Annotated in this window: 22 protein-coding genes; 9 read left to right on the top strand and 13 right to left on the bottom strand. The window is 66.8% G+C overall.

Annotated features, from left to right (window positions below):
• Positions 1 to 38 precede the first annotated feature (38 nt).
• Together K32_RS16170 and K32_RS16165 are read right to left on the bottom strand one after the other, a co-directional pair.
• On the bottom strand, positions 39 to 542 hold the full coding sequence (locus K32_RS16170) for a YbjN domain-containing protein (RefSeq protein WP_201400509.1): 504 nt from the start codon (positions 540 to 542) through the stop codon (positions 39 to 41).
• A 346-nt stretch (positions 543 to 888) separates the two neighbouring features.
• Positions 889 to 1,101, bottom strand: a complete 213-nt coding sequence (locus K32_RS16165) for a cold-shock protein (protein WP_018183702.1) — start codon at positions 1,099 to 1,101, stop codon at positions 889 to 891.
• A 525-nt stretch (positions 1,102 to 1,626) separates the two neighbouring features.
• On the opposite strand from K32_RS16165, the gene K32_RS16160 reads away from it, so the two are divergent.
• Complete coding sequence (locus K32_RS16160; protein WP_201400508.1) at positions 1,627 to 1,812, top strand: hypothetical protein; 186 nt, start codon at positions 1,627 to 1,629, stop codon at positions 1,810 to 1,812.
• A 335-nt stretch (positions 1,813 to 2,147) separates the two neighbouring features.
• Here K32_RS16160 and K32_RS16155 read toward each other — a convergent pair whose 3' ends face one another.
• Positions 2,148 to 3,320: an MFS transporter gene (locus K32_RS16155; protein ID WP_201400507.1), complete on the bottom strand. Its 1,173-nt coding sequence runs from the start codon at positions 3,318 to 3,320 to the stop codon at positions 2,148 to 2,150.
• A gap of 167 nt (positions 3,321 to 3,487) precedes the next feature.
• Entirely contained in the window at positions 3,488 to 4,261 is a 774-nt protein-coding gene (gene lepB / locus K32_RS16150) for a signal peptidase I (RefSeq protein ID WP_201400506.1), read from the bottom strand.
• Between the two features lie 226 nt (positions 4,262 to 4,487).
• On the opposite strand from lepB, the gene K32_RS16145 reads away from it, so the two are divergent.
• The 5 genes from K32_RS16145 to K32_RS16125 all read left to right on the top strand — a co-directional run bounded on the left by K32_RS16145 (position 4,488) and on the right by K32_RS16125 (position 8,362).
• Entirely contained in the window at positions 4,488 to 5,555 is a 1,068-nt protein-coding gene (locus K32_RS16145) for an LLM class flavin-dependent oxidoreductase (RefSeq protein WP_201400505.1), read from the top strand.
• A 162-nt stretch (positions 5,556 to 5,717) separates the two neighbouring features.
• Positions 5,718 to 6,590 carry a septum site-determining protein MinC gene (gene minC / locus K32_RS16140; RefSeq protein ID WP_201400504.1) on the top strand — a complete coding sequence of 291 codons (873 nt, stop codon included), beginning with the start codon at positions 5,718 to 5,720 and terminating at the stop codon, positions 6,588 to 6,590.
• A gap of 20 nt (positions 6,591 to 6,610) precedes the next feature.
• Positions 6,611 to 7,426: a septum site-determining protein MinD gene (gene minD / locus K32_RS16135; RefSeq protein ID WP_201400503.1), complete on the top strand. Its 816-nt coding sequence runs from the start codon at positions 6,611 to 6,613 to the stop codon at positions 7,424 to 7,426.
• Positions 7,423 to 7,695, top strand: a complete 273-nt coding sequence (gene minE / locus K32_RS16130; protein ID WP_201400502.1) for a cell division topological specificity factor MinE — start codon at positions 7,423 to 7,425, stop codon at positions 7,693 to 7,695. The genes minD and minE overlap by 4 nt, the downstream gene beginning before the upstream one ends.
• Before the next feature lie 199 nt (positions 7,696 to 7,894).
• Positions 7,895 to 8,362 carry a DUF4126 family protein gene (locus tag K32_RS16125; protein WP_201400501.1) on the top strand — a complete coding sequence of 156 codons (468 nt, stop codon included), beginning with the start codon at positions 7,895 to 7,897 and terminating at the stop codon, positions 8,360 to 8,362.
• Here the strand turns inward: K32_RS16125 and K32_RS16120 are convergent.
• A complete protein-coding gene (locus K32_RS16120) occupies positions 8,350 to 9,285 on the bottom strand; it encodes a LysR family transcriptional regulator (protein WP_201400500.1) in 936 nt (311 codons plus the stop codon). The genes K32_RS16125 and K32_RS16120 overlap by 13 nt on opposite strands.
• A gap of 112 nt (positions 9,286 to 9,397) precedes the next feature.
• Here K32_RS16120 and K32_RS16115 point away from each other — a divergent pair, with 112 nt between their 5' ends.
• Positions 9,398 to 10,240, top strand: a complete 843-nt coding sequence (locus K32_RS16115; RefSeq protein WP_201400499.1) for an SDR family oxidoreductase — start codon at positions 9,398 to 9,400, stop codon at positions 10,238 to 10,240.
• On the opposite strand, the gene K32_RS16110 is transcribed toward K32_RS16115, so the two are convergent.
• From K32_RS16110 to K32_RS16090, 5 genes are all read right to left on the bottom strand, one after another.
• A complete protein-coding gene (locus tag K32_RS16110) occupies positions 10,234 to 10,455 on the bottom strand; it encodes a SlyX family protein (protein WP_201400498.1) in 222 nt (73 codons plus the stop codon). The two genes, K32_RS16115 and K32_RS16110, sit on opposite strands and share 7 nt — an antisense overlap.
• A gap of 151 nt (positions 10,456 to 10,606) precedes the next feature.
• Positions 10,607 to 11,908, bottom strand: a complete 1,302-nt coding sequence (locus tag K32_RS16105) for an RNA polymerase sigma factor (protein WP_201400497.1) — start codon at positions 11,906 to 11,908, stop codon at positions 10,607 to 10,609.
• A 71-nt stretch (positions 11,909 to 11,979) separates the two neighbouring features.
• On the bottom strand, positions 11,980 to 12,519 hold the full coding sequence (locus K32_RS16100; RefSeq protein WP_201400496.1) for an SRPBCC family protein: 540 nt from the start codon (positions 12,517 to 12,519) through the stop codon (positions 11,980 to 11,982).
• Between the two features lie 55 nt (positions 12,520 to 12,574).
• Positions 12,575 to 12,994 carry a YciI family protein gene (locus K32_RS16095; RefSeq protein WP_201400495.1) on the bottom strand — a complete coding sequence of 140 codons (420 nt, stop codon included), beginning with the start codon at positions 12,992 to 12,994 and terminating at the stop codon, positions 12,575 to 12,577.
• Positions 12,995 to 13,032: 38 nt separating this feature from the next.
• A complete protein-coding gene (locus tag K32_RS16090; protein ID WP_201400494.1) occupies positions 13,033 to 13,449 on the bottom strand; it encodes a YciI family protein in 417 nt (138 codons plus the stop codon).
• A 214-nt stretch (positions 13,450 to 13,663) separates the two neighbouring features.
• On the opposite strand from K32_RS16090, the gene K32_RS16085 reads away from it, so the two are divergent.
• The gene (locus K32_RS16085) at positions 13,664 to 14,695 is read left to right on the top strand and encodes an Ldh family oxidoreductase (RefSeq protein WP_201400493.1); all 1,032 of its coding nucleotides are present in this window, start codon (positions 13,664 to 13,666) and stop codon (positions 14,693 to 14,695) included.
• On the opposite strand, the gene K32_RS16080 is transcribed toward K32_RS16085, so the two are convergent.
• Together K32_RS16080 and K32_RS16075 are read right to left on the bottom strand one after the other, a co-directional pair.
• Entirely contained in the window at positions 14,670 to 15,665 is a 996-nt protein-coding gene (locus tag K32_RS16080; protein ID WP_201400492.1) for a DMT family transporter, read from the bottom strand. The two genes, K32_RS16085 and K32_RS16080, sit on opposite strands and share 26 nt — an antisense overlap.
• 74 nt (positions 15,666 to 15,739) lie before the next feature.
• A complete protein-coding gene (locus K32_RS16075; protein WP_201400491.1) occupies positions 15,740 to 16,495 on the bottom strand; it encodes an AraC family transcriptional regulator in 756 nt (251 codons plus the stop codon).
• Positions 16,496 to 16,602: 107 nt separating this feature from the next.
• On the opposite strand from K32_RS16075, the gene uvrB reads away from it, so the two are divergent.
• Positions 16,603 to 19,440 (top strand): excinuclease ABC subunit UvrB, encoded by a 2,838-nt coding sequence (gene uvrB, locus K32_RS16070; protein ID WP_201400490.1) that lies wholly within the window; start codon positions 16,603 to 16,605, stop codon positions 19,438 to 19,440.
• Positions 19,441 to 19,931: 491 nt separating this feature from the next.
• Here the strand turns inward: uvrB and K32_RS16065 are convergent, their stop codons facing one another.
• A complete protein-coding gene (locus tag K32_RS16065; protein ID WP_201400489.1) occupies positions 19,932 to 20,648 on the bottom strand; it encodes an MgtC/SapB family protein in 717 nt (238 codons plus the stop codon).
• Positions 20,649 to 20,738: the final 90 nt, after the last annotated feature.

Raw genomic sequence — 20,738 nt, 5'->3', positions numbered from 1 at the left:
AACCGGCGCTCGCCTTCGCGGGCGCCGGGAAATCGGGATCAGGCTTCGCCGACGGTCTCGAACAACACGGTCTCGAGCGCCTCGGCGGCCGACTTGCCGGCCCAGACGACAAACTGGAAGGCCTGATAATACCGTTCGCAGCTTTCGATGGCGTTCTCGAGCAGCCCTTCGACCTGCCGGCTGTTCGGCTCGGCCCCGCCGGCGAGCAGCAGCGTCTGCCGGTACATGACGACGCCTTCCTTGCTCCAGAGGTCGAAATGACCGATCCAGAGCTGCTCGTTGACGAGCGAGAGCAGGCGCATCACCTCGGTCTTGCGCGGCTCGGTAACCTTGAGATCGAAGGCGCAGGCGAGATGAACGGCCTCCATGTCCTCCATCCAGGAGAAGGAGACGTGGTAGTCGCACCAACCGCCGGCGATCGAGATGGTGATCTCGTCATCGCCCGACCGTTCGAAGCTCCAGTCGTTGAGACCAGCGATGTGCTCGATCATATCGACGGGATTGGACTGACGGTCTTCGGTTTCGAAGTCGATGAGGCTCATGGCCGACCCTCGCGCTTGATCGGGTGAATACGCAACGCAACAAAACGACTGCCGAAAGCAGATCTCCGGTCCCGCCGCACCGATCGAGCAAGATCCGCTCCGCATCGGGCGGAATGATCGGCTCGCAGATCGAGTTCAACACTGGCACAGGCGGAAGCAGCGCGAATCTTCATTGTGAATCAGTATATAGGCAGCCCGTGAAATTGCGCGATGTCTTTTCACCGGCGGCCGTCTCGGAATTGTGGACGCTGGCCGCCCCGCCATGCCGGAGTTGCCGTTCCAACGCCGAAAAGCCGCCGGGCGAGCCGGCGGCTTTCTGGTTCGTTTCCGGGGGATTGGCGAACGGCTAACCCGGCTGCAGGTCGACCGCCTTGGGTCCCTTGCCGCGCTTGTCCGGTTCGGTTTCGAACGTGATCCGCATGCCGTCATTCAGGTTCGAAAGACCCGAGCGCTCGACAGCCGTGACGTGAACGAACACATCCTTGCCGCCATCGTCGGGTGTGATGAAGCCGAAGCCCTTCGACGCATTGAAGAACTTGACAGTACCAGTCTGTCGCATCGCTGTTCCTTTCCACTCCTCTTCACTTCACCGGCCGCTCCGCTCGGCCGGCGCACTCCAGGCACTCAGATGTCGGGGAAAGGTCTCTGCGTCTTCTAGGTATCGTGCGGTGCTCGCGCTAGCCGCCCCACGGATGCCGTAGCATCCGACGCGCGTTAGTCCAGTCTCCGTCGGGTCCTCTGCCCGTGCGCTGAAAACTATGCTTCAGCATCGCGCGGAAATCAATGCAAAAGCTTACGCTTGGGAAGGTGTCCGTTTTCTTGGTTTATGTTGCGTCGTCGGCAACGCTAACCCGAAAGTCTTCCTTAATATAAGCCTCGTCGTAGCAACGCGGAGGCGGCAGCTTGCGGAAGGTCGATGGGAGGTCGGGATTCCGCCACAAGCTTGTCATCAAAGTGGCACGATCGGTGCATATTGCAGTGCGAAAAGTGCCGTAGCGTCCGCCGCGAGAAAAATGCGTGCCGGGCGGAACCCGATGTCGCCTCGCACATTGGGACGGTGCGCGGGGTAGGCGGAGTGTGGGTCATGTCTGGATTGAGCGCGGATAGCATACTGGCAGCAGCGGCGATTTGGGTGGCGATCATGCTGCCGAGTGCCGCCTTTGGAGGCGATCCGGCATCCGCCGGCAGCGTCGCCAGGCAGTGCGATGCGCTGGGCACGACGCCGGTCGCCGTGACCGACCTCAGCGCCGGGCCCGCCCGCCCGTCCTGAGCTTCCGGCCGATATTTCGATTATGGATTCCGGATTGGTGACTGAGGCGGCGGCGGCTGCGCGCCCCTCTGCGACCTCCGAGAACCTCTGCGCGCTCAGAGCCGATCGGCTGACTCCGCCCGCATCCTGAGCGGCGGTTGCTCGTCTCATTCCCCAGCGGGACACCTCCGACGTCATCCCTGCGAAAGCAGGGATCCATGTCGACCGCGCTCGGGAGCCTGCGCGACAGGCGACCCGGCGGAATGGATCCCGGCTCGGAGGCCGGGATGACGGCGAGCGTGGGACAAGGCTGCGAGGCAAGATCGATGACGTCGCCGCGCGAAGCCCTATGCGGCTTACGCCGCCTGCGTGACGATGCCCGGTTGGCGCTTGGCCAGCCATGACGATAGCAGGGCCACGCCGAGCGCCAGGGCCGAAAGCCCGGCTCCGACCAGCGGCAGCATGTCGTAGGGCGCGCCGAAGGTGATGGCGAGCCCGCCGATCCAGGCGCCGCCGGCATTGCCGACGTTGAAGGCGCCCTGGTTGAGGGTCGAGGCGAGGTTCGGCGCCTCGCCGGCGCATTCGATCACCCGCATCTGCAGCGGCGCGATCAGGATGAACATCACGCAGCCCCAGACGAAGACGCTGACGCTGGCCCCGATGAACGAGTGGCTGGTCCAGCTGAACTGCGCCATCACGAGGATCAGGACCGTGAGCGCGCCGAGGATCGTCGGCATCAGCTTCCAGTCCGCGAGCCTTCCGCCGATCAGGTTGCCGATCGTGATGCCGACGCCGAACAGCAGCAGCGCCCACGTCACCTGATGCGGCGCCATGCCGGTCACCTGCTGCAGGATCGGCGCGATATAGGTGAAGCAGGCGAAGGTGGCGCCGGCCGCCAGCACGCTGATCGCCATGGCGAGCCAGACCTGCAGCCGCTTGAAGACAGCGAATTCCTTGACCAGGCTCGGCGGCGCCATGGCGCCCCGGTCGGAGGGCACCCAGGCGAGGATCGCGGCGACCGAGACGAGGCCGATCGCCACCACGGCCCAGAAGGTCGCGCGCCAGCCGGCGACCTGGCCGAGCGCGGTACCGCCCGGCACGCCGAGGATGTTGGCGAGCGTCAGGCCGGCGAAGACGAGCGCCATCGCCCGGGCGCGCTGGTTGCGCGGCACCAATGTGCCTGCGACGACGGCACTGATGCCGAAGAATGCGCCATGGCCGAAGGCGGTGAAGACGCGGGCGGCCATCAGCAGCCCGTAGGTCGGGGCGATGGCGCAGAACAGATTGCCGAGCACGAAGAGCGCGGCGAGGCCCACGAGCGTCAGCTTGCGCGGCAGGCGCGATGTCGCCACGACGATGATCGGACCGCCGACGACGACGCCGATGGCGTAGCCGGTGATGAGGAGGCCGGCGCTCGGGATCGACACGCCGAGATCGGCCGCCACTTCCGGCAGGAGCCCCATGATGACGAATTCCGTCGTGCCGATGCCGAACGAGGCAATGGCAAGGGCAAAGAGCGCGATCGGCATGAAAGGATCCGGCAGGCGAGAGGCGGGGAAGCGGGGAGGGCGCCGCGCTAGGAGCGAGGCGGGGAAGCTGTCGGATCATGGTGGATGGATTGCGCATTTTGCAATGCACAATCCATCAGCTCTCGCGTTTTGCGACGCGGCGTTGCCGGTTTGCCCGGCCCTGGATCCTAGGTGATCGAGGTGAACAGGCGGTCCCAGCGGATCGCCCACGGCCACTTCCAGAATTCCCAGATGCGGGCGCCGTCGGCGATCGAGAAGAAGACCCAGCGCGCCTTGCCCTCGACATTCTCGAGCGGCACGTAGCCCATCGACTGCATGTCGCGGGAATCGGCGGAATTGTCGCGATTGTCGCCCATCATGAACAGATGGCCGGGCGGGACTTCGTATTTCGGCGTGTTGTCGAAGGAGCCGCGATCGCCCTCGATCTCGATGATCTGGTGCTTGACCCCGTTCGGCAGGGTTTCCTCATAGTGCGGCGCCTGGATCGGATTGCCGAAGAAATCCTTCGTCTCGTGCGGCGGCAGCGGCGTCCGCTCGACCAGCTGGTCGTTGATGTAGAGGCGGCCGTCGGTAACCTGGACCGTGTCGCCGGGCAGGCCGATGACGCGCTTGATGTAGTCGGTCGAATTGTCCTTCGGGCCCTTGAAGACGACGATGTCGCCCTGCTTCGGCTCCGAGCCCCAGATGCGGCCCTCGAACGGGGCGATGCTGAAGGGGAAGGAGTGGCGGGAATAGCCGTAGGAATATTTGGAAACGAACAGATAGTCGCCGATTTCCAGGGTCGGGATCAGCGAACCCGACGGAATCTCGAACGGCTGGAACAGGAAGGTGCGGACGATCAGGGCGATGATCAGCGCTTCGGCGAAGACGCGGATGGTACCGCCAAGACCGTCATTGGACGATTTCTTCTTCTCGGCGGACTTCTCGATTTCAGCCATCATGCGACTTTCAGCCGATTGGGGAACCCGTCATTTAGGCGATACGCGACCCAGGGGCAACCGCGCGCCGTCGACGCAGGCGGGCAACCCGGCCGTTGTCGGCTCGTCTCGCGGTAGACAGTGCGTCTCCGGCGGCCGGGGCTGACATCGCGGCAGCGGCGCGCCATATCAGCGGTCTCGGCCGCGGCCTTCGCCGGGTCCCCCGGCGTCATCCGATGAGGCGATCAGCATGGAATTCGGCATCTACACCTTCGGCGACAACATGGCCGATCCGACGACCGGCGTCCGCCTCGACCCGGCGGAGCGGATCCGCGACCTCCTTGAGGAGATCGAGCTCGCCGACCAGCTCGGCCTCGACGTCTTCGGCCTCGGCGAGCATCACCGCCCGGATTTCCTGATCTCGTCGCCGGAAGTCGTGCTGGCCGCCGCTGCCGCGCGGACGAAGTCGATCCGCCTGTCGAGCGCCGTCACCGTGCTCTCCTCCGACGATCCCGTGCGCGTCTTCCAGCGCTTTTCGACGCTCGACCTGATCTCGAACGGTCGCGCCGAGATCATGGCCGGGCGCGGCTCCTTCATCGAGTCCTTCCCGCTGTTCGGCTTCGACCTCGGCGACTATGACGAGCTGTTCTCTGAGAACCTCGACCTGCTGCTGCGGATCCGCGACGCCGAGCGCGTGACCTGGCCGGGCGGGCATCGCGCCGCGATCCGGGATCTCGGCGTCTATCCGCGTCCGGTGCAGGATCCGCTGCCGGTCTGGATCGCCGTCGGCGGCACGCCGCAGTCGGTGGTGCGCGCCGGCGTCCTCGGCCTGCCGCTGGCGATCGCGATCATCGGCGGCAACCCGGCGCATTTCCAGCCGCTGGTCGAGCTCTATCACCGCGCGGCGAAAGAGGCCGGCAGCGATCCGGCGGGGCTGCGCGTCGGCATCAACTCGCACGGCTTCATCGCCGAGACCTCGCAGGAGGCGGCCGACATCGCCTTTCCGCCCTTCGCCGCCGCGATGACCAAGATCGGCAAGGAGCGCGGCTGGCCGCCGACGACGCGCGGCCAGTTCGAAGCGCAGCGCCGCCTGCAGGGCGCGCTGTTCGTCGGCAGCCCGTCCGAGGTCGCGGAGAAGATCCTCTACCAGCACGAGCTGTTCGACCATGACCGCTTCCTGATCCAGTTCAGCGTCGGCACGCTGCCGCACGACAAGATGATGAAGTCGATCGAGCTGTTCGGCACCCGCGTCGTGCCGGAGGTGCGCAAGGCGCTCGGCGCCGCCGCGGCGGCTACGCCGGCGCTAACGCCGCGCTAACGATCCGGTAACAGGCGTTAACAGCCGGGAAGAAGCGTTAACGGGCGGGCTGACGGCGGCGGCGAAGCGATTCGCGTTCGCCGTCCGCAAGGCGTCGTCCGGACGCTTCCATTCCCCCGCGTCTCCCTCGAAAAGGTCAGCGAAACTGTCATTTTCGCGCTGATGTTGACGCGCGCCGCGCCTGCAACCCGAATTTTTTTGCAGGCGTTAACTCCCTCGGAAACCCACGGTTTTTTCGTCCGATCCGTTAACGGCCCCGGCGTGGTTAACCACTCGTTAACCAGCGTGTCGCACAGATTGCTTAACAGAAGGCAAATTGCGATCGTGGCTACTCCCGCTTCAAAACAACGCGCTGCAATCCGGTTCCGGGGAAGGTCCTTCCTCGCCACCGTGCTGGCGCCCGAACTTCCACTGGCCGAATGGCTTGCGGAGCTCGACAAACTTTCCAAACGTTCCGAGGGCTACTTCGCCAGTCGCCCCGTCATTCTCGACGTCACCGGCCTCGCCATCACCAAGCGCGACTTCGCAGAGCTGATCGCAATGCTCTATGAGCGCGAGATCAAGGTGATGGGGGTCGAGGGCGCCGATCCGTCCTGGCTCGGCTTCGGCATGCCGCCCTCCGTGAGCGGTGGCAAGCAGACCGAAATCCTGCACAAGCCGTCCGCCGAGCCACCCAAGCAGCAGCAGAGCTTCGCCGATCGGGCGATCCCCTCGCTCCTGATCGAGACGCCGGTCCGTTCCGGCCAGTCGATCATTTTTCCGCAGGGTGACGTCACGGTGGTGGGCTCCGTCGCTTCCGGCGCCGAGATCATCGCCGGCAACTCGATCCACATCTACGGCACGCTGCGCGGCCGGGCGATCGCGGGGTCGACGGGGAATGCCGGGGCGCGGATCTTCTGCCAGAAATTCGAGGCCGAGCTGATCGCCATCGACGGCCTCTACCAGACTGCCGACGATCTGGACGCGAGCCTTCGCGGCCGGCCGATCCAGGCTTGGCTTGCGAATGACAAAATGAACATGGCGGCGCTGGCCTGAGCCAGCAAGGAGCAGAAGCAATGTCTCAGGTTCTCGTTGTGACATCGGGCAAGGGCGGCGTGGGCAAGACCACGTCCACGGCAGCCATCGGCGCTGCGCTGGCCCTGTCCGGACAGCGCGTCGCCGTCGTCGATTTCGATGTCGGTCTGCGCAATCTCGACCTCGTCATGGGCGCCGAGCGCCGGGTCGTCTACGACCTGATCAACGTCGTGCAGGGCGAGGCCAAGCTGCAGCAGGCCCTGATCCGCGACAAGCGGCTCGACACGCTCTATGTGCTGCCGGCCTCGCAGACGCGCGACAAGGACGCCCTGACCGAAGAGGGCGTCACCCGCGTGATGGAGGAACTGCGCAACCATTTCGACTGGGTCGTCTGCGACAGCCCGGCCGGCATCGAGCGCGGCGCCATGCTCGCCATGCGCCATGCCGACGTCGCCATCGTCGTCACCAATCCGGAAGTCTCGTCGGTGCGCGATTCCGACCGCATCATCGGCATGCTCGACTCGAAGACCGTCAAGGCCGAGAAGGGCGAGTACATGGAGAAGCACCTCCTGCTCACCCGCTACGACGCGGCGCGGGCCGAGCGCGGCCAGATGCTCAAGGTCGACGATGTGCTGGAGATCCTGTCGATCCCGCTGCTCGGCATCATCCCCGAGAGCGAGGCCGTGCTGAACGCCTCGAACGTCGGCTGCCCGGTGACGCTGGTCGACAGCGACAGCGCCCCGGCGCGCGCCTATCTCGACGCCGCCCGGCGCCTCGAAGGCGAGAACATCCCGATGGTCGTTCCGTCCGAGCGGCGCGGCTTCATGAGCAAGCTTTTCGGTCGGAGGGCTGCATGACGATCTTTAACTTCTTCAAGCCGGCGCGCTCCGCGCCGGTGGCGCGCGATCGACTGCAGATCCTGCTGCAGCACGAGCGTGTCTCGGCCGGCTCCAGCGACCTGATCGCCAAGCTCCGCGAGGAGATCATCGGCGTCATCGCCCGCCACGTCGACATCCCGGCCGACAAGGTCCAGGTCAAGATGCAGCGGGCCGAGGCGGTCTCGACGCTCGAAGTCGAGATCGAACTGCCGAATCCGGTTCGCCGCCGCGCGGAAGCGGCGGCCTGATAACAGACGAAAGGCCGGCATTCTTGCCGGCCTTTCTATTGGGACACCGCCGAACTTGGTTTCCGTAGGGTAATATTTGCTTCCCGTTCGATCTCGGGACGGGCTGCTGGAGTTTTTCTTTTCGGCCGCTGCATATTCCTCTGGTTTCGCAAACCGGAAAGCCGTCATCTGAACGAGTTGGCTCGCGGGGGAAGTTGGCATGGCACTCTATATTCTGGCTTTGTTGATCGGCGTCGTCGCCGGACTGCGCGCGATGACCGCGCCTGCGGCGGTCAGCTGGGCGGCCTATCTCGGCTGGATCAATCTCGACGGCAGCTGGCTCGCTTTCCTCGGCCATTGGATCGTGCCGTGGATCCTGAGCCTTCTGGCGCTCGCCGAGCTGATCACCGACCAGTTGCCGAGCACGCCGAGCCGCAAGGTGCCGGTGCAGTTCGGCGCCCGGATCTTCATGGGCGCCGTCAGCGGCGCGGCGATCGGCTTCGCGGGCGGGAGCTGGATTGGTGGCCTCGTCGCCGGCGCGATCGGCGCCGTGATCGGCACGCTCGGCGGCTACGAGGCGCGCAAGCGCCTGGTCGCGGCGACGGGCGGCAGGGACCTGCCGATCGCGCTGCTCGAGGACGCCATCGCCATCGGCCTGGCGCTCTGGGTCGTCGCCTACGTCACCTGAGGGCTAGGTGGCCGCGCAGCCGCCCTCTCGGCATTCGTCACCTCGCGGATCAGGGCGATGAAGGCCCGCAACCCGGCCGGGACGTGGCGGCGGCCGGGATAGTAGAGGCAGAGGCCCGGCGTCGCCGGCGTCCAGTCCTGCAGCACGCGCACGAGCCGTCCGGCCTCGATGTGCGGCGCCACCGACCATTCGCTGGTCCAGATCAGGCCGGCGCCCTGCAGGGCGGCCTCGACCATCAGATTGTGGTTGTCGAGGGTCAGCGGTCCCTTGACGTCGACCTCCAGCGTTTCGCCATGCCGCTCGAACTCCCAGCGATAGACGCCGCCGCTCGGCACGCGGCTGCGGATGCAGTCATGCGCCAGCAGGTCGCCCGGCGTGAGCGGCAGCGTCCTGCCGGCGAAATAGGCCGGTGAGCCGACGACGGCGAAGCTCAGCGCCGGGCTGCACGGCACACTGATCATGTCCTGCGGCACCAGATCGGCCAGCCTTATCCCGGCGTCGAAACCCTCGGCCACGATGTCGACCAGCCGTCCTTCGGTGACGAGATCGATCTGCATGTCGGGAAAGCGCCGGAGAAATTCGAGCACCACTGGCGCGAGAATCCGCATCGCCGCGCCCTCCGAGGTGTTGATGCGGAGGATGCCGGTCGGCGTGTCGCGGAACCGGTTGACCGCCTCCATCGCGTCGGAGATATCCCGCAGCGCCGGCCGGATCTGGGCGAGGAACTGCTCGCCGGCCTCCGACAGCGAGACGCTGCGCGTGGTGCGGTTGAACAGCCGCACGCCCATTCGGCTCTCGAGCGTCGCGACGGCGTGGCTGAGCGCCGAGGGCGACATGCCGAGTTCGCGCGCCGCGGCGCGAAAGCTGCGGTGGGTCGAGATCGCCACGAGGGCATTGAGCTCAAACAGGCCGGTCCGGTTCATTGTTCGAATTCCTGCATCACGTTGTGCAGGATTGGCCAGATTGTCACATCAATCAAGCGTGTCCATTGTCGCCTTCGCCGGATCCCCCCGTCCGGCCCCGATGGAGAATCCCATGAAGCAGACCGTCCTCGTCACCGGCGCATCCTCCGGCATCGGCCAGGCCGCCGTCCGGCTCTTCGCCGGCAAGGGCTGGAACGTCGTTGCGACCATGCGCAATCCCGAGCGCGACGCCGATTTCGCCGGCCTGGACGACGTGCTGGTCGCGCGCCTCGATGTCGAGGACCAGGCGAGCATCCAGTCGGCGATCGCCGCCGGCATCGAGCGCTTCGGCCGCATCGACGCGCTGGTCAACAATGCCGGCTACGGCCAGTACGGGCTGTTCGAGGCGCTGCCGCGCGAGGTGATCCAGCGCCAGTTCGACGTCAACGTCTTCGGCGTCATGGACGTCACGCGGGCGGTCCTGCCGCATTTCCGCGCCAACCGCAGCGGCGTCGTCCTCAATGTCAGCTCCGGCGCGGGCCTGTTCACGCTGCCGCTGATCTCGCTCTACTGCGCCAGCAAGTTCGCGCTGGAGGGCTTCTCCGAGGCGCTTTCCTACGAGCTCGCCTCCCAGAACATAACGGTCAAGCTGGTTATCCCGCATGGCGGCGTCGCGGCGACGCGCTTCTCCGAGCGCTCGGCCGAGGACTTTGTCACCGATCCGGCGCTCGCCGACTATGACGACTTCGTCGCCCGCAGCAACGCGGCCTTCGCCCAGATGGGGAGCGCGCGGACCATGACGTCAGCCGATGTAGCCGAGGTCATCTTCGGCGCTGTCACGGACGGGACCGATCGGCTGCGCTATCTGGTCGGCGACGACGCGCGCGGCTTCGTCAAGGCGCGGCGCACGCTGGACGACGCCGACTATGTCGAGTTCATGCGCTCGCATTTCCGCAAGCAAACACCCGCTCAATAGTGCGGCGGCGGCGGCTCGGGCTGGTTCGGGCGACCGATCTGTTCGGTCGTCTCGCGCAGCTGGTCTGTCAGCTGCGCGATCTTGCGGGTGAGCAGGTCGATCTGCTTCCACTGATCGGTGACGGCCTTGTTCAGATCCTCGATCGTCTCGTCCTGATAGGCGAGGCGGATCTCGAGCGCGTCGATGCGGCCCGCGAGCGCGTCCGTTTCGGCCATCCGATCCTCCTAGTTCCGCATCGTCCGCGAGCGGACCGGACCCGCTCCTAGAGCATTTCATCGTCTCGTGGATACGACGAAATGCTCTAGCGCCTTGTTTCGTCGCGTTTTCTTATCGCGAACCGGTATCCACTTCGCTTGAAAACGCTCCCTAAGGCGTGCGGCTTGCCGATGCAAGCGAGGCGGACGGCATCTCCGCGGCGCACTCGGCCGCCCGCGCGAGAAGGAGCTCGCGTTCGCGCTGGTTCCTCGTGAGCGAGGCCGCGCGTTCAAACTCGCCCGCCGCCTCGTCGAGGCGGCCGAGCTTCATCAGAAAATCGGCCCGGACGCCCGGCAGGAGATGCGAGGTGGCGAGCGCCGGCTCGTTCGTCAGCGCGTCGGCGATGGCGAGGCCCGCCGCCGGGCCATAGGCCATGGCGACGGCGACGGCGCGGTTGAGCTCGACGACGGGCGAGGGGGTGAGGGCGGCGAGCTCGGCATAGAGATCGGCAATCCGCAACCAGTCGGTCTGCTCCGCCACCGCGGCGCGGGCGTGGCAGGCGGCGATGGCGGCCTGCAGCGTATAGGGGCCGCGCGGCCCCAGCGCCTCGGCGCGCGCCAGCGCCGCGAGACCGCGCCGGATCAGCAAATGGTCCCAGCGGGCGCGGTTCTGGTCGAGCAGCAGCACCGGCTCGCCATTGGGGCCGACCCTCGCGGCGAAGCGCGACGACTGGATCTCCATCAGCGCGACAAGCCCGTGCACTTCCGGCTCCTCGGGCGCGAGACCGGCGAGGATGCGGCCGAGGCGCAGCGCCTCCTGCGCCAGTTGCGGGCGGATCCAGTCCTCGCCGACGGTCGCCGCGTAGCCCTCGTTGAAGATCAGGTAGATCACCTCGCAGACCGAGGCGAGGCGTTCCGACAGTTCCGCGCCGCGCGGCACTTCATAGGCGACGTCGGCATCGGCGAGCGACCGCTTCGCGCGGACGATGCGCTGGGCGATGGTCGGTTCCGGCACGAAGAAGGCGCGGGCGATCTCCGGGGTGGAGAGGCCGCCGATCAGGCGCAGCGTCAGCGCGACGCGCGCCTCGCGCGACAGGATCGGATGGCAGGCGGTGAAGATGAGCTTGAGGAGATCGTCGCCGATATCGTCGTCCAGCCGCGCCTCCAGGGCGGCGACGACATCCTCCTGGTCGAGATCGAGCCCGTAGCCGATCTCGACATGCTTGCGATCCTGCATCTTGCGATGGCGCAGCCGGTCGATCGCCCGGCGCTTGGCGGTCGCCATCAGCCAGGCGCCGGGATTGTCGGGGATGCCCTGTTCCGGCCAGCGTTCGAGGGCGGCGACCAGCGCGTCCTGCGCCAGCTCCTCGGCGAGCGAGATGTCGCGCAGCATGCGCGCGAGGCCGGCGACGAGCTTGGCCTGCTCGATCCGCCAGACTGCGTTGATCGCCTGATGTGTCTCCGCATTGCTCACGGTTGCGGATCAGGCCACGTCCCGTCCGCCGGCGCAAGTCGGTTGCATGACGTTGTGGTATGCCGTCACCCTCAGCCGCCTTCGGTCGCGGCCTTCAGATTGGCGAGACCGCTCTCGAAGTCGCTGCCGATCAGCTTGTCCATGTCGACGAAGAGGCCCATCACCCGGGTGACCAGCGGCGCCGGGCCGTCCATCGACCAGCGCACCCGCGTGGCGTCGCCATCCGGGACGAGCGTGAACTCGGCGATGCTGCTGGACCGCATCGGCTTGATGAAATCGAGATCGATGCGGAGCTGCGACGGCGGCGAGGTCTTGGCGATTTCCATCCGTCCGGCGCCGACCTTGCCGCTGCCGCTCCATTCGTAGACGGATCCTTCGCCGCTCGCGGGACCCGCGAAGGTCCGCTGCATGGCCGGGTCAAGCTTCTCATAGGGCGACCAGAGCGCCCAGCTGTGGAAGTCGTTCAGCAGCGGGAAGATCCGTTCCGGCGGCGCGTGAATGCGCGCCTCGCGCTGGATGTGGAGGCGGTCCGGGCGGGTCGCCGCATAGGCGACGACCACTCCGATGACGACGATCAGCAGCGCGAGTGCGATAGCGATGAATTTCAGCATGAGGCTCTCCTGGAAGGTTGGGACAGCGCGGAAGTTGGGACAGTGCGTCGCGCCGTCAGGCGCTGTTCGCTCCGGTCTGCATCGCCTCGAAACCGGCGGCGGCCTTCTGGACGTCCTCGGGGAAGTCCTCCATCTCCTGCACCTGGCGGATTTCGATCACCTCGTTCTCGCCGCCCGGGCATTTCTTCGCCCATTCGATCGCTTCCTCGCGGGAGCCGACGCGGATCATCCAGTAGCCGCCGAGCACTTCCTTCGCCTCGGCGAAGGGGCCGTCCTGCACGACGGGCTTGCCGCCGGGAAAGCTGACGCGGGCGCCCATGGAGGGCGGATGCAGGCCGTCGCAGGCGAGCAATATGCCGGCCTTCTGCAGGGCCTCGTTGAATTTCATCATCTCCGCGACGGCGTCCGCTTCGGGCAGCGTGCCCGGCGTCGCCGTCTCGTAGCCCTTGGGGATCATCAGCAGCATGAAGCGCATGGTCGTATCCTGTGCGTGAGAAAGGGTGGAGAGTTCGTTCAGCCCTTGGAGCCGGTTTCGATCTGGCGCAGCCGATCGATCGACGGGCTCGGCGCGAAATCGTCGAATTCAAACAATTGCCGCAGCTCGATCTCGGCTTCCTTGCCTTCGCCGGCGGGGTTCGGCATCCGCTTTGCCCAGGCGATCGCCTCGTCGCGCGATTTGACCTCGATGATCGTGTAGCCGGCGATCAACTCCTTCGCCTCGGCGAAGGGACCGTCGATGACGAGGCGCTGGCCGCCGGAAAAGCGGATCCGCGCGCCCTTCGCGGTCGGCTGCAGGCCGGAGGCGTCGAGAAGCGCCCCTGCCTTGGCCAGATCCTCGTGATAGGCGGCCATTTCGGCGATCCGCTTTTCCTCCGGCATGACGCCCGCTTCCGTGTCCCGGTTGGCCTTGACGAGGATCATGAACCGCATCGGTCCGCTCCTGCTTGGTCGATGGCGCCGGCGATCCGGCGGATGACGAGGCGGTAATCCCCGTGCTCTGACAACACGTCGAGCGGGCAAACGCGGAATCGACAGGGCGTCGATCTTTTTTCCGTCGCCACGCTGCGCGCTGGCGCTGGCGTTGTCCGGCTACCGGGGCGCTGCTAGACACGGTCGGGTGGTGGAGCGGCGACGGGAGGACGGATTGGACAAGGCGCATTCCGGCGACGATGTCGTGCTCAGCCTCGACGAGGTATTCGCGCTCTCGAAATCGGTCCTGGTCGCGGCCGGTCTGACGGAGGCGCAGGCGGCCCCGCTCGCCCGCGTGTTGACCGAAGGCCAGCGCGACGAGTGCCATTCGCATGGCCTGTTCCGGCTACCCGGCTGCGTCCAGACGATCCATCATCCGCGCTTCAACCGCGACGCCGTGCCAGATGTCACCGACACGACGGCGGCGGTGACCCGGGTCGATGCGCAGTTCGGCTTCTCGCTGCCGGCGCTCGAAGCGGCGATGCCGCGCTTCGTCGAGAAGGCGAGGGCGATCGGCATCTCGGTGCTCGCCATCAACAACTGCTTCCACATCACCGCGCTCTGGCCCGAGATCGAGAGGCTGACCGCGCAGGGGCTGGTGGCAATCGCCATGACGCCGAGCCACAGCTGGGTCGCGCCGGCCGGCGGCACCAAGGGCGCGCTCGGCACCAATCCGATCGCCTTCGGCTGGCCGCGCGAGGGGCAGGAGCCCTATGTGTTCGATTTCGCCACCAGCGCGATCGCGCGTGGCGACATCTCGCTGCACAAAATGGCCGGCAAGCCGCTGAAGGAGGGCTGGGCGTTCGACGCGGACGGCAACCCGACGACGAGCGCGGCGGCGGCGCTCGAAGGCGCGATGCTGACCTTCGGCGGGCACAAGGGCTCGGCGCTCTCGACCATGATCGAGCTATTGGCCGGGCCGCTGATCGCCGACATGACCAGCCTGGAATCGATGGATTTCGACGACGGCCTCAAGGCCGCCCCCTGCCATGGAGAGATCCTGATCGCCTTCGACCCGGCGATCCTCGGCGGCGGTTCGCGCGACAACCAGGCGAGCAGCGAGCGGCTGTTCTCGGCCATCGCGGACCAGGGCGCGCGGCTTCCCTCGACGCGCCGCTACGCGGCGCGGGCGCGCAGCCTGGCCAACGGCGTCCACGTTCCGCGCCATTTGTATGAACAGATCATGGCGCTGCCCCGGGCTGGCTGACCGCCTCGCCCTTGCCGTCCCGCACCCGGTGCGCCGTGACGCAGGCGAAGACGCTCGCCACCACCAGGACGATGGCGACGCCTTCCAGCGTCGTCGGCAGGCGGCGTTCCCAAAGGAAGCCATAGAGCAGGGCGAATAGCGTCTCGAACAGGATCATCTGGCCGACCAGAGTGAGCGGCATCAGGCGGCTCATCCAGTTCCAGAACGCATTGCCGATGATCGAGGCGAACAGCGCGACGCCGGCCGCGACGGCGGCGAAGCGCAGCCATTCGTTGGCATCGTGGCTATGCGCGCCGATCAGGATCGCCGGCGGCAGTAGCAGCAGCGCCAGCCCGCCCGTCACGACGCCGGTCAGAAGATTCCAGTCATGCGACGACAGGTGGCGAACGCGGACCAGCCAGCGGGCGTTGCCGATGGCAAAGCTCGTCCACGACGCCAGCGCGGCGATGGCGCAGGCAAGGCCGATCAGGCCGCCCGGCTGCAGGCCCGCGTCGATCGAATGGAGCGATTGCCAGCCGATGCAGAGAATGCCCGCCGTGCCGAGCAGCAGCGACGGCGCCAGCCGCGACAGCGGCGTCGCGCCATGGTCGCGGCTGCCGATCAGCGTCACGGCAACCGGCAGGAAGCCGATGATCAGCGAGGTCATGGCGATGCCGCCGAGCTGCACGGCGCTGGCGAGCAGCACATAGTAGAAGATGTTGCCGAGCAGGCTGAGCCAGACCAGCGCCCACCAGTCGCGCGGGGTCAACTGGCGAACCACCCGGCGCCAGCGCGGCGCGATCAGCACGATCGCGAACAGGCCATAGGCGAGATAGCGTGCGGTGGCGAGCTGCAGCGGCGTGAACTCGCGCACCAGCTCGGGCGCCAGGAAGACGAGGCCCCATAGCGCGCCGGCGGCGATGCCGCAGCCAACTCCAACCCATATCCTGCCGTTGCTGGTCACGATCGTCTCCGGGAAAGGCCCGGTCATGACAGGTCGGGATGGGCGTTTCTCGGCCGAGGCTATCGCATTCTAGGCCAAAGCTCTCCAGGAACGTTCGCCGTTCATTCGGGCCGGTCCGTTGCCCGGCTCTGGCGACGATAGGCGGCGGGCGTCAGGCCCGTCGTGCGGCGCATGGCGCGGGTCAGCGCGTTCTGGTCGGAATAGCCGGCGCGGAACGCCAGCTCGGCGATGGAGGCGTCCGAATTCGCCAGCCATTCGCGCGCCCGCCGGAGCCGCAGTTCCGACAGCCAGGCCGCCGGCGTCGTGTCGAGCTCGCTGCGGAACAGCGCGTGCAGCCGGCTGACGCTCATGGCGATCCTCTCCGCCATCCGCTCGGTCGTCCAGGGTTGACCCGGCGCCGCCTCGATCTGGCCGAGCAATGCCGCCAGCCGGGATTGCGGCCGCGCCGGCGTCTGCACCAGGGCGTCGAGCAGCAGCGGCAGCCAGTGTTCCAGCTGGTCGTCCTGCGCGCCGTCGCCGCCGGCGACGAGGCTCATATAGTCGATCAGCCGGTTCGCCATGGGCGCCAGCGGCAGGAACGGGCGGGCGACCAGCCGATCGGCGACCTCGGGCGCGAGCTGCGTCAGGTCGAGATCGACGATCAGCGATCGGTTGGCGCGGTCGCCCTCCTGCGAATGCGGCAGGCCCGTCTCGACGAAGGCGGCGCGGAAGGCGTCGAGCTGCTGTTCGCGGCCTGCGATGTCGATCGCCAGCGTGCCCCTCAGCGGCAGGACCAGCTGCGCGAAATCGTGCCGGTGCGGCGCGCTGACGCCGCCATAGCTGCGGATATCGAGGTTGAGGAGGGCGTGCGGGCGCATGGCTCCATCCTATCAGCTCGCGCCGGACATTTTGAACGGAGATCTCGCCGCAAACTTTGCATGCCGACCTCTTCAAATTCCGCAGCGGCTGTTCTACTTTCGTACCCATGGCCAAGCGTCCCAAAACTTCCGGCTTCGGCGAAGCGCCGCAGGCTCCGCTCGAAGGCACTCCCCTGTCGGGCAATATCGCCGACTGGATGGAGGAGATCGCGCGCGCGGCGGACGCCGAGCCGATCGCCCCCAAGCCGAAGCGCGCGCCCCGCGCGCGCCCCGAGCGCATGCAGCTCGTCGACCTGCCGGTCGACGAGGGCCGCAAGGCGAAGGGCGCCAAGAAGGCCGACAAGAAGGCGGAAAAGGGCGCCGGCGACACGCACAAATCCTCGCGCGGCACGTCGATCGGCATCGCGGCGACGGCGCGCGAGCGCGCGGCGAGCGGTCTCAATCCCGTCTCCGGCCTCGAGATCAGCCTCGAAGAGGCGGAATCGATGTCGGCGTCGTCGGTGACGGCGACCGTCGCAGCGCTGTCGGCGCTGATCGAGACGGGCCGGCCGGAAATCCAGGACAAGACCTGGGTGCCGCACCGGCCGCCGCGGCCGGAAAAGTCGGAAGGCGGCAGGCCGTTCCAGATCGTCTCGCCCTTCGAGCCGCGCGGCGACCAGCCGAACGCCATCCGGGAACTGGTCGAGGGCGTCGCCGAACAGGAGCGCGACCAGGTTCTCTTGGGCGTCACCGGCTCCGGCAAGACCTTCACCATGGCCAAGGTGATCGAGAACACGCAGCGGCCGGCGCTGATCCTGGCGCCGAACAAGACGCTCGCCGCCCAGCTCTACGGCGAGTTCAAGGCGTTCTTCCCGGACAACGCCGTCGAGTATTTCGTCTCCTACTACGATTACTACCAGCCTGAGGCCTATGTGCCGCGCACCGATACCTTCATCGAGAAGGAATCCTCGGTGAACGAGCAGATCGACCGCATGCGCCATTCGGCGACGCGCTCGCTCCTGGAACGCGACGACGTCATCATCGTCGCCTCGGTCTCCTGCATTTACGGTATCGGCTCGGTCGAGACCTATACGGCGATGACCTTCGGCATCGAGCTCGGCGAGAAGCTCGACCAGCGGCAGCTGCTCGCCGATCTGGTGGCGCTTCAATACAAGCGCCAGGACCTGAATTTCGTGCGCGGCACCTTCCGGGTGCGCGGCGACACCGTCGAGATCTTTCCGGCCCACCTGGAAGATCGCGCCTGGCGCCTGTCGCTGTTCGGCGACGAGGTCGAGAGCATCACCGAGTTCGATCCCTTGACCGGCCAGAAGACGGCCGAGCTCAAATTCGTCAAGGTCTACGCCAATTCGCACTATGTGACGCCGAAGCCGACGCTGAACCAGGCGATTGCCTCGATCAAGCATGAGCTCCGGCTGCGTCTGGCCGAGCTGGAGGCCTCCGGCCGCCTGCTCGAGGCGCAAAGGCTGGAGCAGCGCTGCCGCTTCGACATCGAGATGATGGAGGCGACCGGCTCCTGCGCCGGCATCGAGAACTATTCGCGCTACCTGACCGGCCGCCTGCCGGGCGAGCCGCCGCCGACCCTGTTCGAATATCTTCCGGACAATGCGCTGGTTTTCACCGACGAGAGCCACGTCACCATCCCGCAGATCGGCGGCATGTATCGCGGCGACTTCCGGCGCAAGGCGACGCTGGCCGAATACGGCTTCCGCCTGCCGTCCTGCATGGACAACCGGCCGCTCCGCTTCGAGGAATGGGACGCCATGCGGCCGCAGACGGTGCACGTCTCGGCGACTCCAGGTACCTGGGAGATGGAAGCGACCGGCGGCGTCTTCACCGAGCAGGTCATCCGGCCGACCGGCCTGATCGATCCGCCCGTCGAGATCCGCTCGGCGACCAGCCAGGTCGACGACCTGCTCGGCGAAGTGCGCGAGACGGCGGCGAAGGGCTATCGCACGCTGGTCACGACGCTGACCAAGCGCATGGCCGAGGACCTGACCGAATATCTGCACGAGAACGGCGTCCGCGTCCGCTACATGCATTCCGACGTCGAGACGCTGGAGCGCATCGAGATCATCCGCGACCTCCGCCTCGGCGCCTTCGACGTGCTGATCGGCATCAACCTGCTGCGCGAGGGCCTCGACATCCCGGAATGCGGGCTGGTCGCCATCCTCGACGCCGACAAGGAAGGCTTCCTGCGCTCCGAGACGTCGCTGATCCAGACCATCGGCCGCGCGGCGCGTAACGTCGACGGCAAGGTCGTGCTCTATGCTGACCGCATTACCGGCTCGATGGAGCGGGCGATGGCGGAGACCAACCGCCGTCGCGAGAAGCAGATGGCCTACAATGCCGAGCACGGCATCACGCCGGAATCGGTCAAGAAGCAGATCGGCGACATCCTGTCGTCCGTCTACGAGCAGGACCACGTCACGGTCGATGCCGGCCTCGCCGATACGGCGCTCGTCGGCAACAATCTGAAGGCGCATCTCGACGCGCTCGAGAAGAAGATGCGCGACGCCGCCATGAACCTCGAATTCGAGACGGCGGCGCGGCTGCGCGACGAGATCAAGCGGCTCAAGGAGACCGAGCTCGCCATCGCCGACGATCCGCTGGCGCGCCAGTCGGCGATCGACGACCGCACCGGCGGCTATCGCGGCGAGCGCAAATACGGCAACGCCGCCAACCTGCCGCCGGAGCCGGCAACCCGGGCGCGCAAGAACGATCTCGACGAGATGACGGTGAAGCGCACCGAGGTTCCCGCGACGCGGGCGCGAAAGCCCGATCTGGACGAGATGGGGGTCAGCTCCAACCTGACCTCGGTTGCGACCGACGAACACGAGCGGCCGCGTCGGCCCGATCCGATGACGACAAACCATCGCCCCGGCGGCCGCTCGGTCGGCGGCCGCGCCGGCAGCACAGCCGGCCGCAAGGGTCCGAAGCGGCGGTAGAGCCGTCGGCTTCCTCGCCCTCAGAGGAACCCCTATCCGGCCGTCATGCCGCGCCCGATATCCATCATCCTGAGGTGCCCGAGCATAGCTCGGGCCTCGAAGGACGCACGGTCGCGGCGCAGCTTGTCGATTGCGCGGCCGCTCTGCGTGCTTCGAGACGGCCCTGCGGGCCTCCTCAGCATGATGAGTGTGGTGTTTTGCAGAGGTCTCCACTGGAGAGGCGGAGGCAGGACAGGCTTCCCTTTTCTTGAACCCTCCCCTTGAGGGAGGGTCGAAAACGCCTTCGTGTTTTCGGGGCGGGGCGCTTTGGAGAGACTGCTCCGATCTCTCGGATGGCCATGTCTTCTCTCAGACGCCCATGCCTCGCGGCTGCGCAAAGAGGCCCCTCCCCAAAACCGCTTCGCGGTTTTCACCCTCCCTCGAGGGGAGGGTTCAGACGGAGGCCAGTCCGAAAGTGGGCGCGGGCTACGCTCTTCGACGGTCCGTCAGCCTCAATCCTTGGTGCTCAGCGCCCAGGAGGCGTGGGTGACGCCGGCGAGGCGTTCGATGCGGCGGGCGACGGCGTCCATTTCGCTTGCCTTCACCGATGTGCTGACCAGCGTCACGACGATCTCGGCGAGGTTCTCGCCGCGCTCGACTACCTCGATGTCGCCGGCCGGGTAGTGCGCCTTTTCCAGCATGTCGGCCACGACGGTTCGCAGTCGCGGCAGATCGGTGTCGCGCACCGTCACCGTCACCTCATAGGTCGCCTCGGACGCTTCTTCGTCGAGCGGGATGCGGTTGATGGCGTTGACGAGCGGCCTGAGCAGCGTGTTGCCGGCGATGACGAACACGGTCACCAGCGCCGCATGCGCGATCATGTCGGCGCCCGCGCAGGCGCCGATCGCCGCCGCGCACCAGAGCGTCGCCGCCGTGTTGAGGCCACGGACGTTCATGCCCTCGCGCATGATCGCGCCGGCGCCGAGGAAGCCGACGCCCGACACGACATAGGAGATGACGCGCGTCGCCTCGACAGGGCCGGTGATCGCCATGGCGAGGTCGACGAAGGCGGCGGCGCCGACGGCGACCAGTACGTTGGTCCGAAGGCCCGCCGTGCGCTGGCGATACTGGCGCTCGGCGCCGACCAGCGTTCCGAAGATGAAGGCGGCGGTCAGGCTGACGACGGTGTCGAGGAAGGGCCAGAACTGGAAAGTCTCGATGAAACGCAATTTCGGCCCTGATTGGAGAGGTTGAGAATCAGACGAATCATCTTAGCCGGCGCGTATGCACGGCGCATGACGACGCATTCCGTCCCGGTC

This window comes from Kaistia sp. 32K (assembly GCF_016629525.1).
GTDB lineage: Bacteria > Pseudomonadota > Alphaproteobacteria > Rhizobiales > Kaistiaceae > Kaistia.
The sequence above is the reverse complement of the archived record's forward strand: the minus strand, read 5'-3'. Positions and strand labels throughout refer to the sequence as shown.

Coding starts and splice junctions, on each gene's coding strand:
- K32_RS16165 (WP_018183702.1), bottom strand. CDS start 1,101: ATGCGACAGACTGGTACTGTCAAGTTCTTCAATGCGTCGAAGGGCTTC.
- K32_RS16125 (WP_201400501.1), top strand. CDS start 7,895: ATGGCACTCTATATTCTGGCTTTGTTGATCGGCGTCGTCGCCGGACTG.
- K32_RS16100 (WP_201400496.1), bottom strand. CDS start 12,519: ATGCTGAAATTCATCGCTATCGCACTCGCGCTGCTGATCGTCGTCATC.
- K32_RS16090 (WP_201400494.1), bottom strand. CDS start 13,449: ATGCGGTTCATGATCCTCGTCAAGGCCAACCGGGACACGGAAGCGGGC.
- minE (WP_201400502.1), top strand. CDS start 7,423: ATGACGATCTTTAACTTCTTCAAGCCGGCGCGCTCCGCGCCGGTGGCG.
- K32_RS16145 (WP_201400505.1), top strand. CDS start 4,488: ATGGAATTCGGCATCTACACCTTCGGCGACAACATGGCCGATCCGACG.
- K32_RS16095 (WP_201400495.1), bottom strand. CDS start 12,994: ATGCGCTTCATGCTGCTGATGATCCCCAAGGGCTACGAGACGGCGACG.
- K32_RS16120 (WP_201400500.1), bottom strand. CDS start 9,285: ATGAACCGGACCGGCCTGTTTGAGCTCAATGCCCTCGTGGCGATCTCG.
- K32_RS16080 (WP_201400492.1), bottom strand. CDS start 15,665: ATGACCGGGCCTTTCCCGGAGACGATCGTGACCAGCAACGGCAGGATA.
- K32_RS16160 (WP_201400508.1), top strand. CDS start 1,627: ATGTCTGGATTGAGCGCGGATAGCATACTGGCAGCAGCGGCGATTTGG.
- minC (WP_201400504.1), top strand. CDS start 5,718: ATGTTGACGCGCGCCGCGCCTGCAACCCGAATTTTTTTGCAGGCGTTA.
- lepB (WP_201400506.1), bottom strand. CDS start 4,261: ATGATGGCTGAAATCGAGAAGTCCGCCGAGAAGAAGAAATCGTCCAAT.
- uvrB (WP_201400490.1), top strand. CDS start 16,603: ATGGCCAAGCGTCCCAAAACTTCCGGCTTCGGCGAAGCGCCGCAGGCT.
- K32_RS16075 (WP_201400491.1), bottom strand. CDS start 16,495: ATGCGCCCGCACGCCCTCCTCAACCTCGATATCCGCAGCTATGGCGGC.
- minD (WP_201400503.1), top strand. CDS start 6,611: ATGTCTCAGGTTCTCGTTGTGACATCGGGCAAGGGCGGCGTGGGCAAG.
- K32_RS16115 (WP_201400499.1), top strand. CDS start 9,398: ATGAAGCAGACCGTCCTCGTCACCGGCGCATCCTCCGGCATCGGCCAG.
- K32_RS16170 (WP_201400509.1), bottom strand. CDS start 542: ATGAGCCTCATCGACTTCGAAACCGAAGACCGTCAGTCCAATCCCGTC.
- K32_RS16155 (WP_201400507.1), bottom strand. CDS start 3,320: ATGCCGATCGCGCTCTTTGCCCTTGCCATTGCCTCGTTCGGCATCGGC.
- K32_RS16110 (WP_201400498.1), bottom strand. CDS start 10,455: ATGGCCGAAACGGACGCGCTCGCGGGCCGCATCGACGCGCTCGAGATC.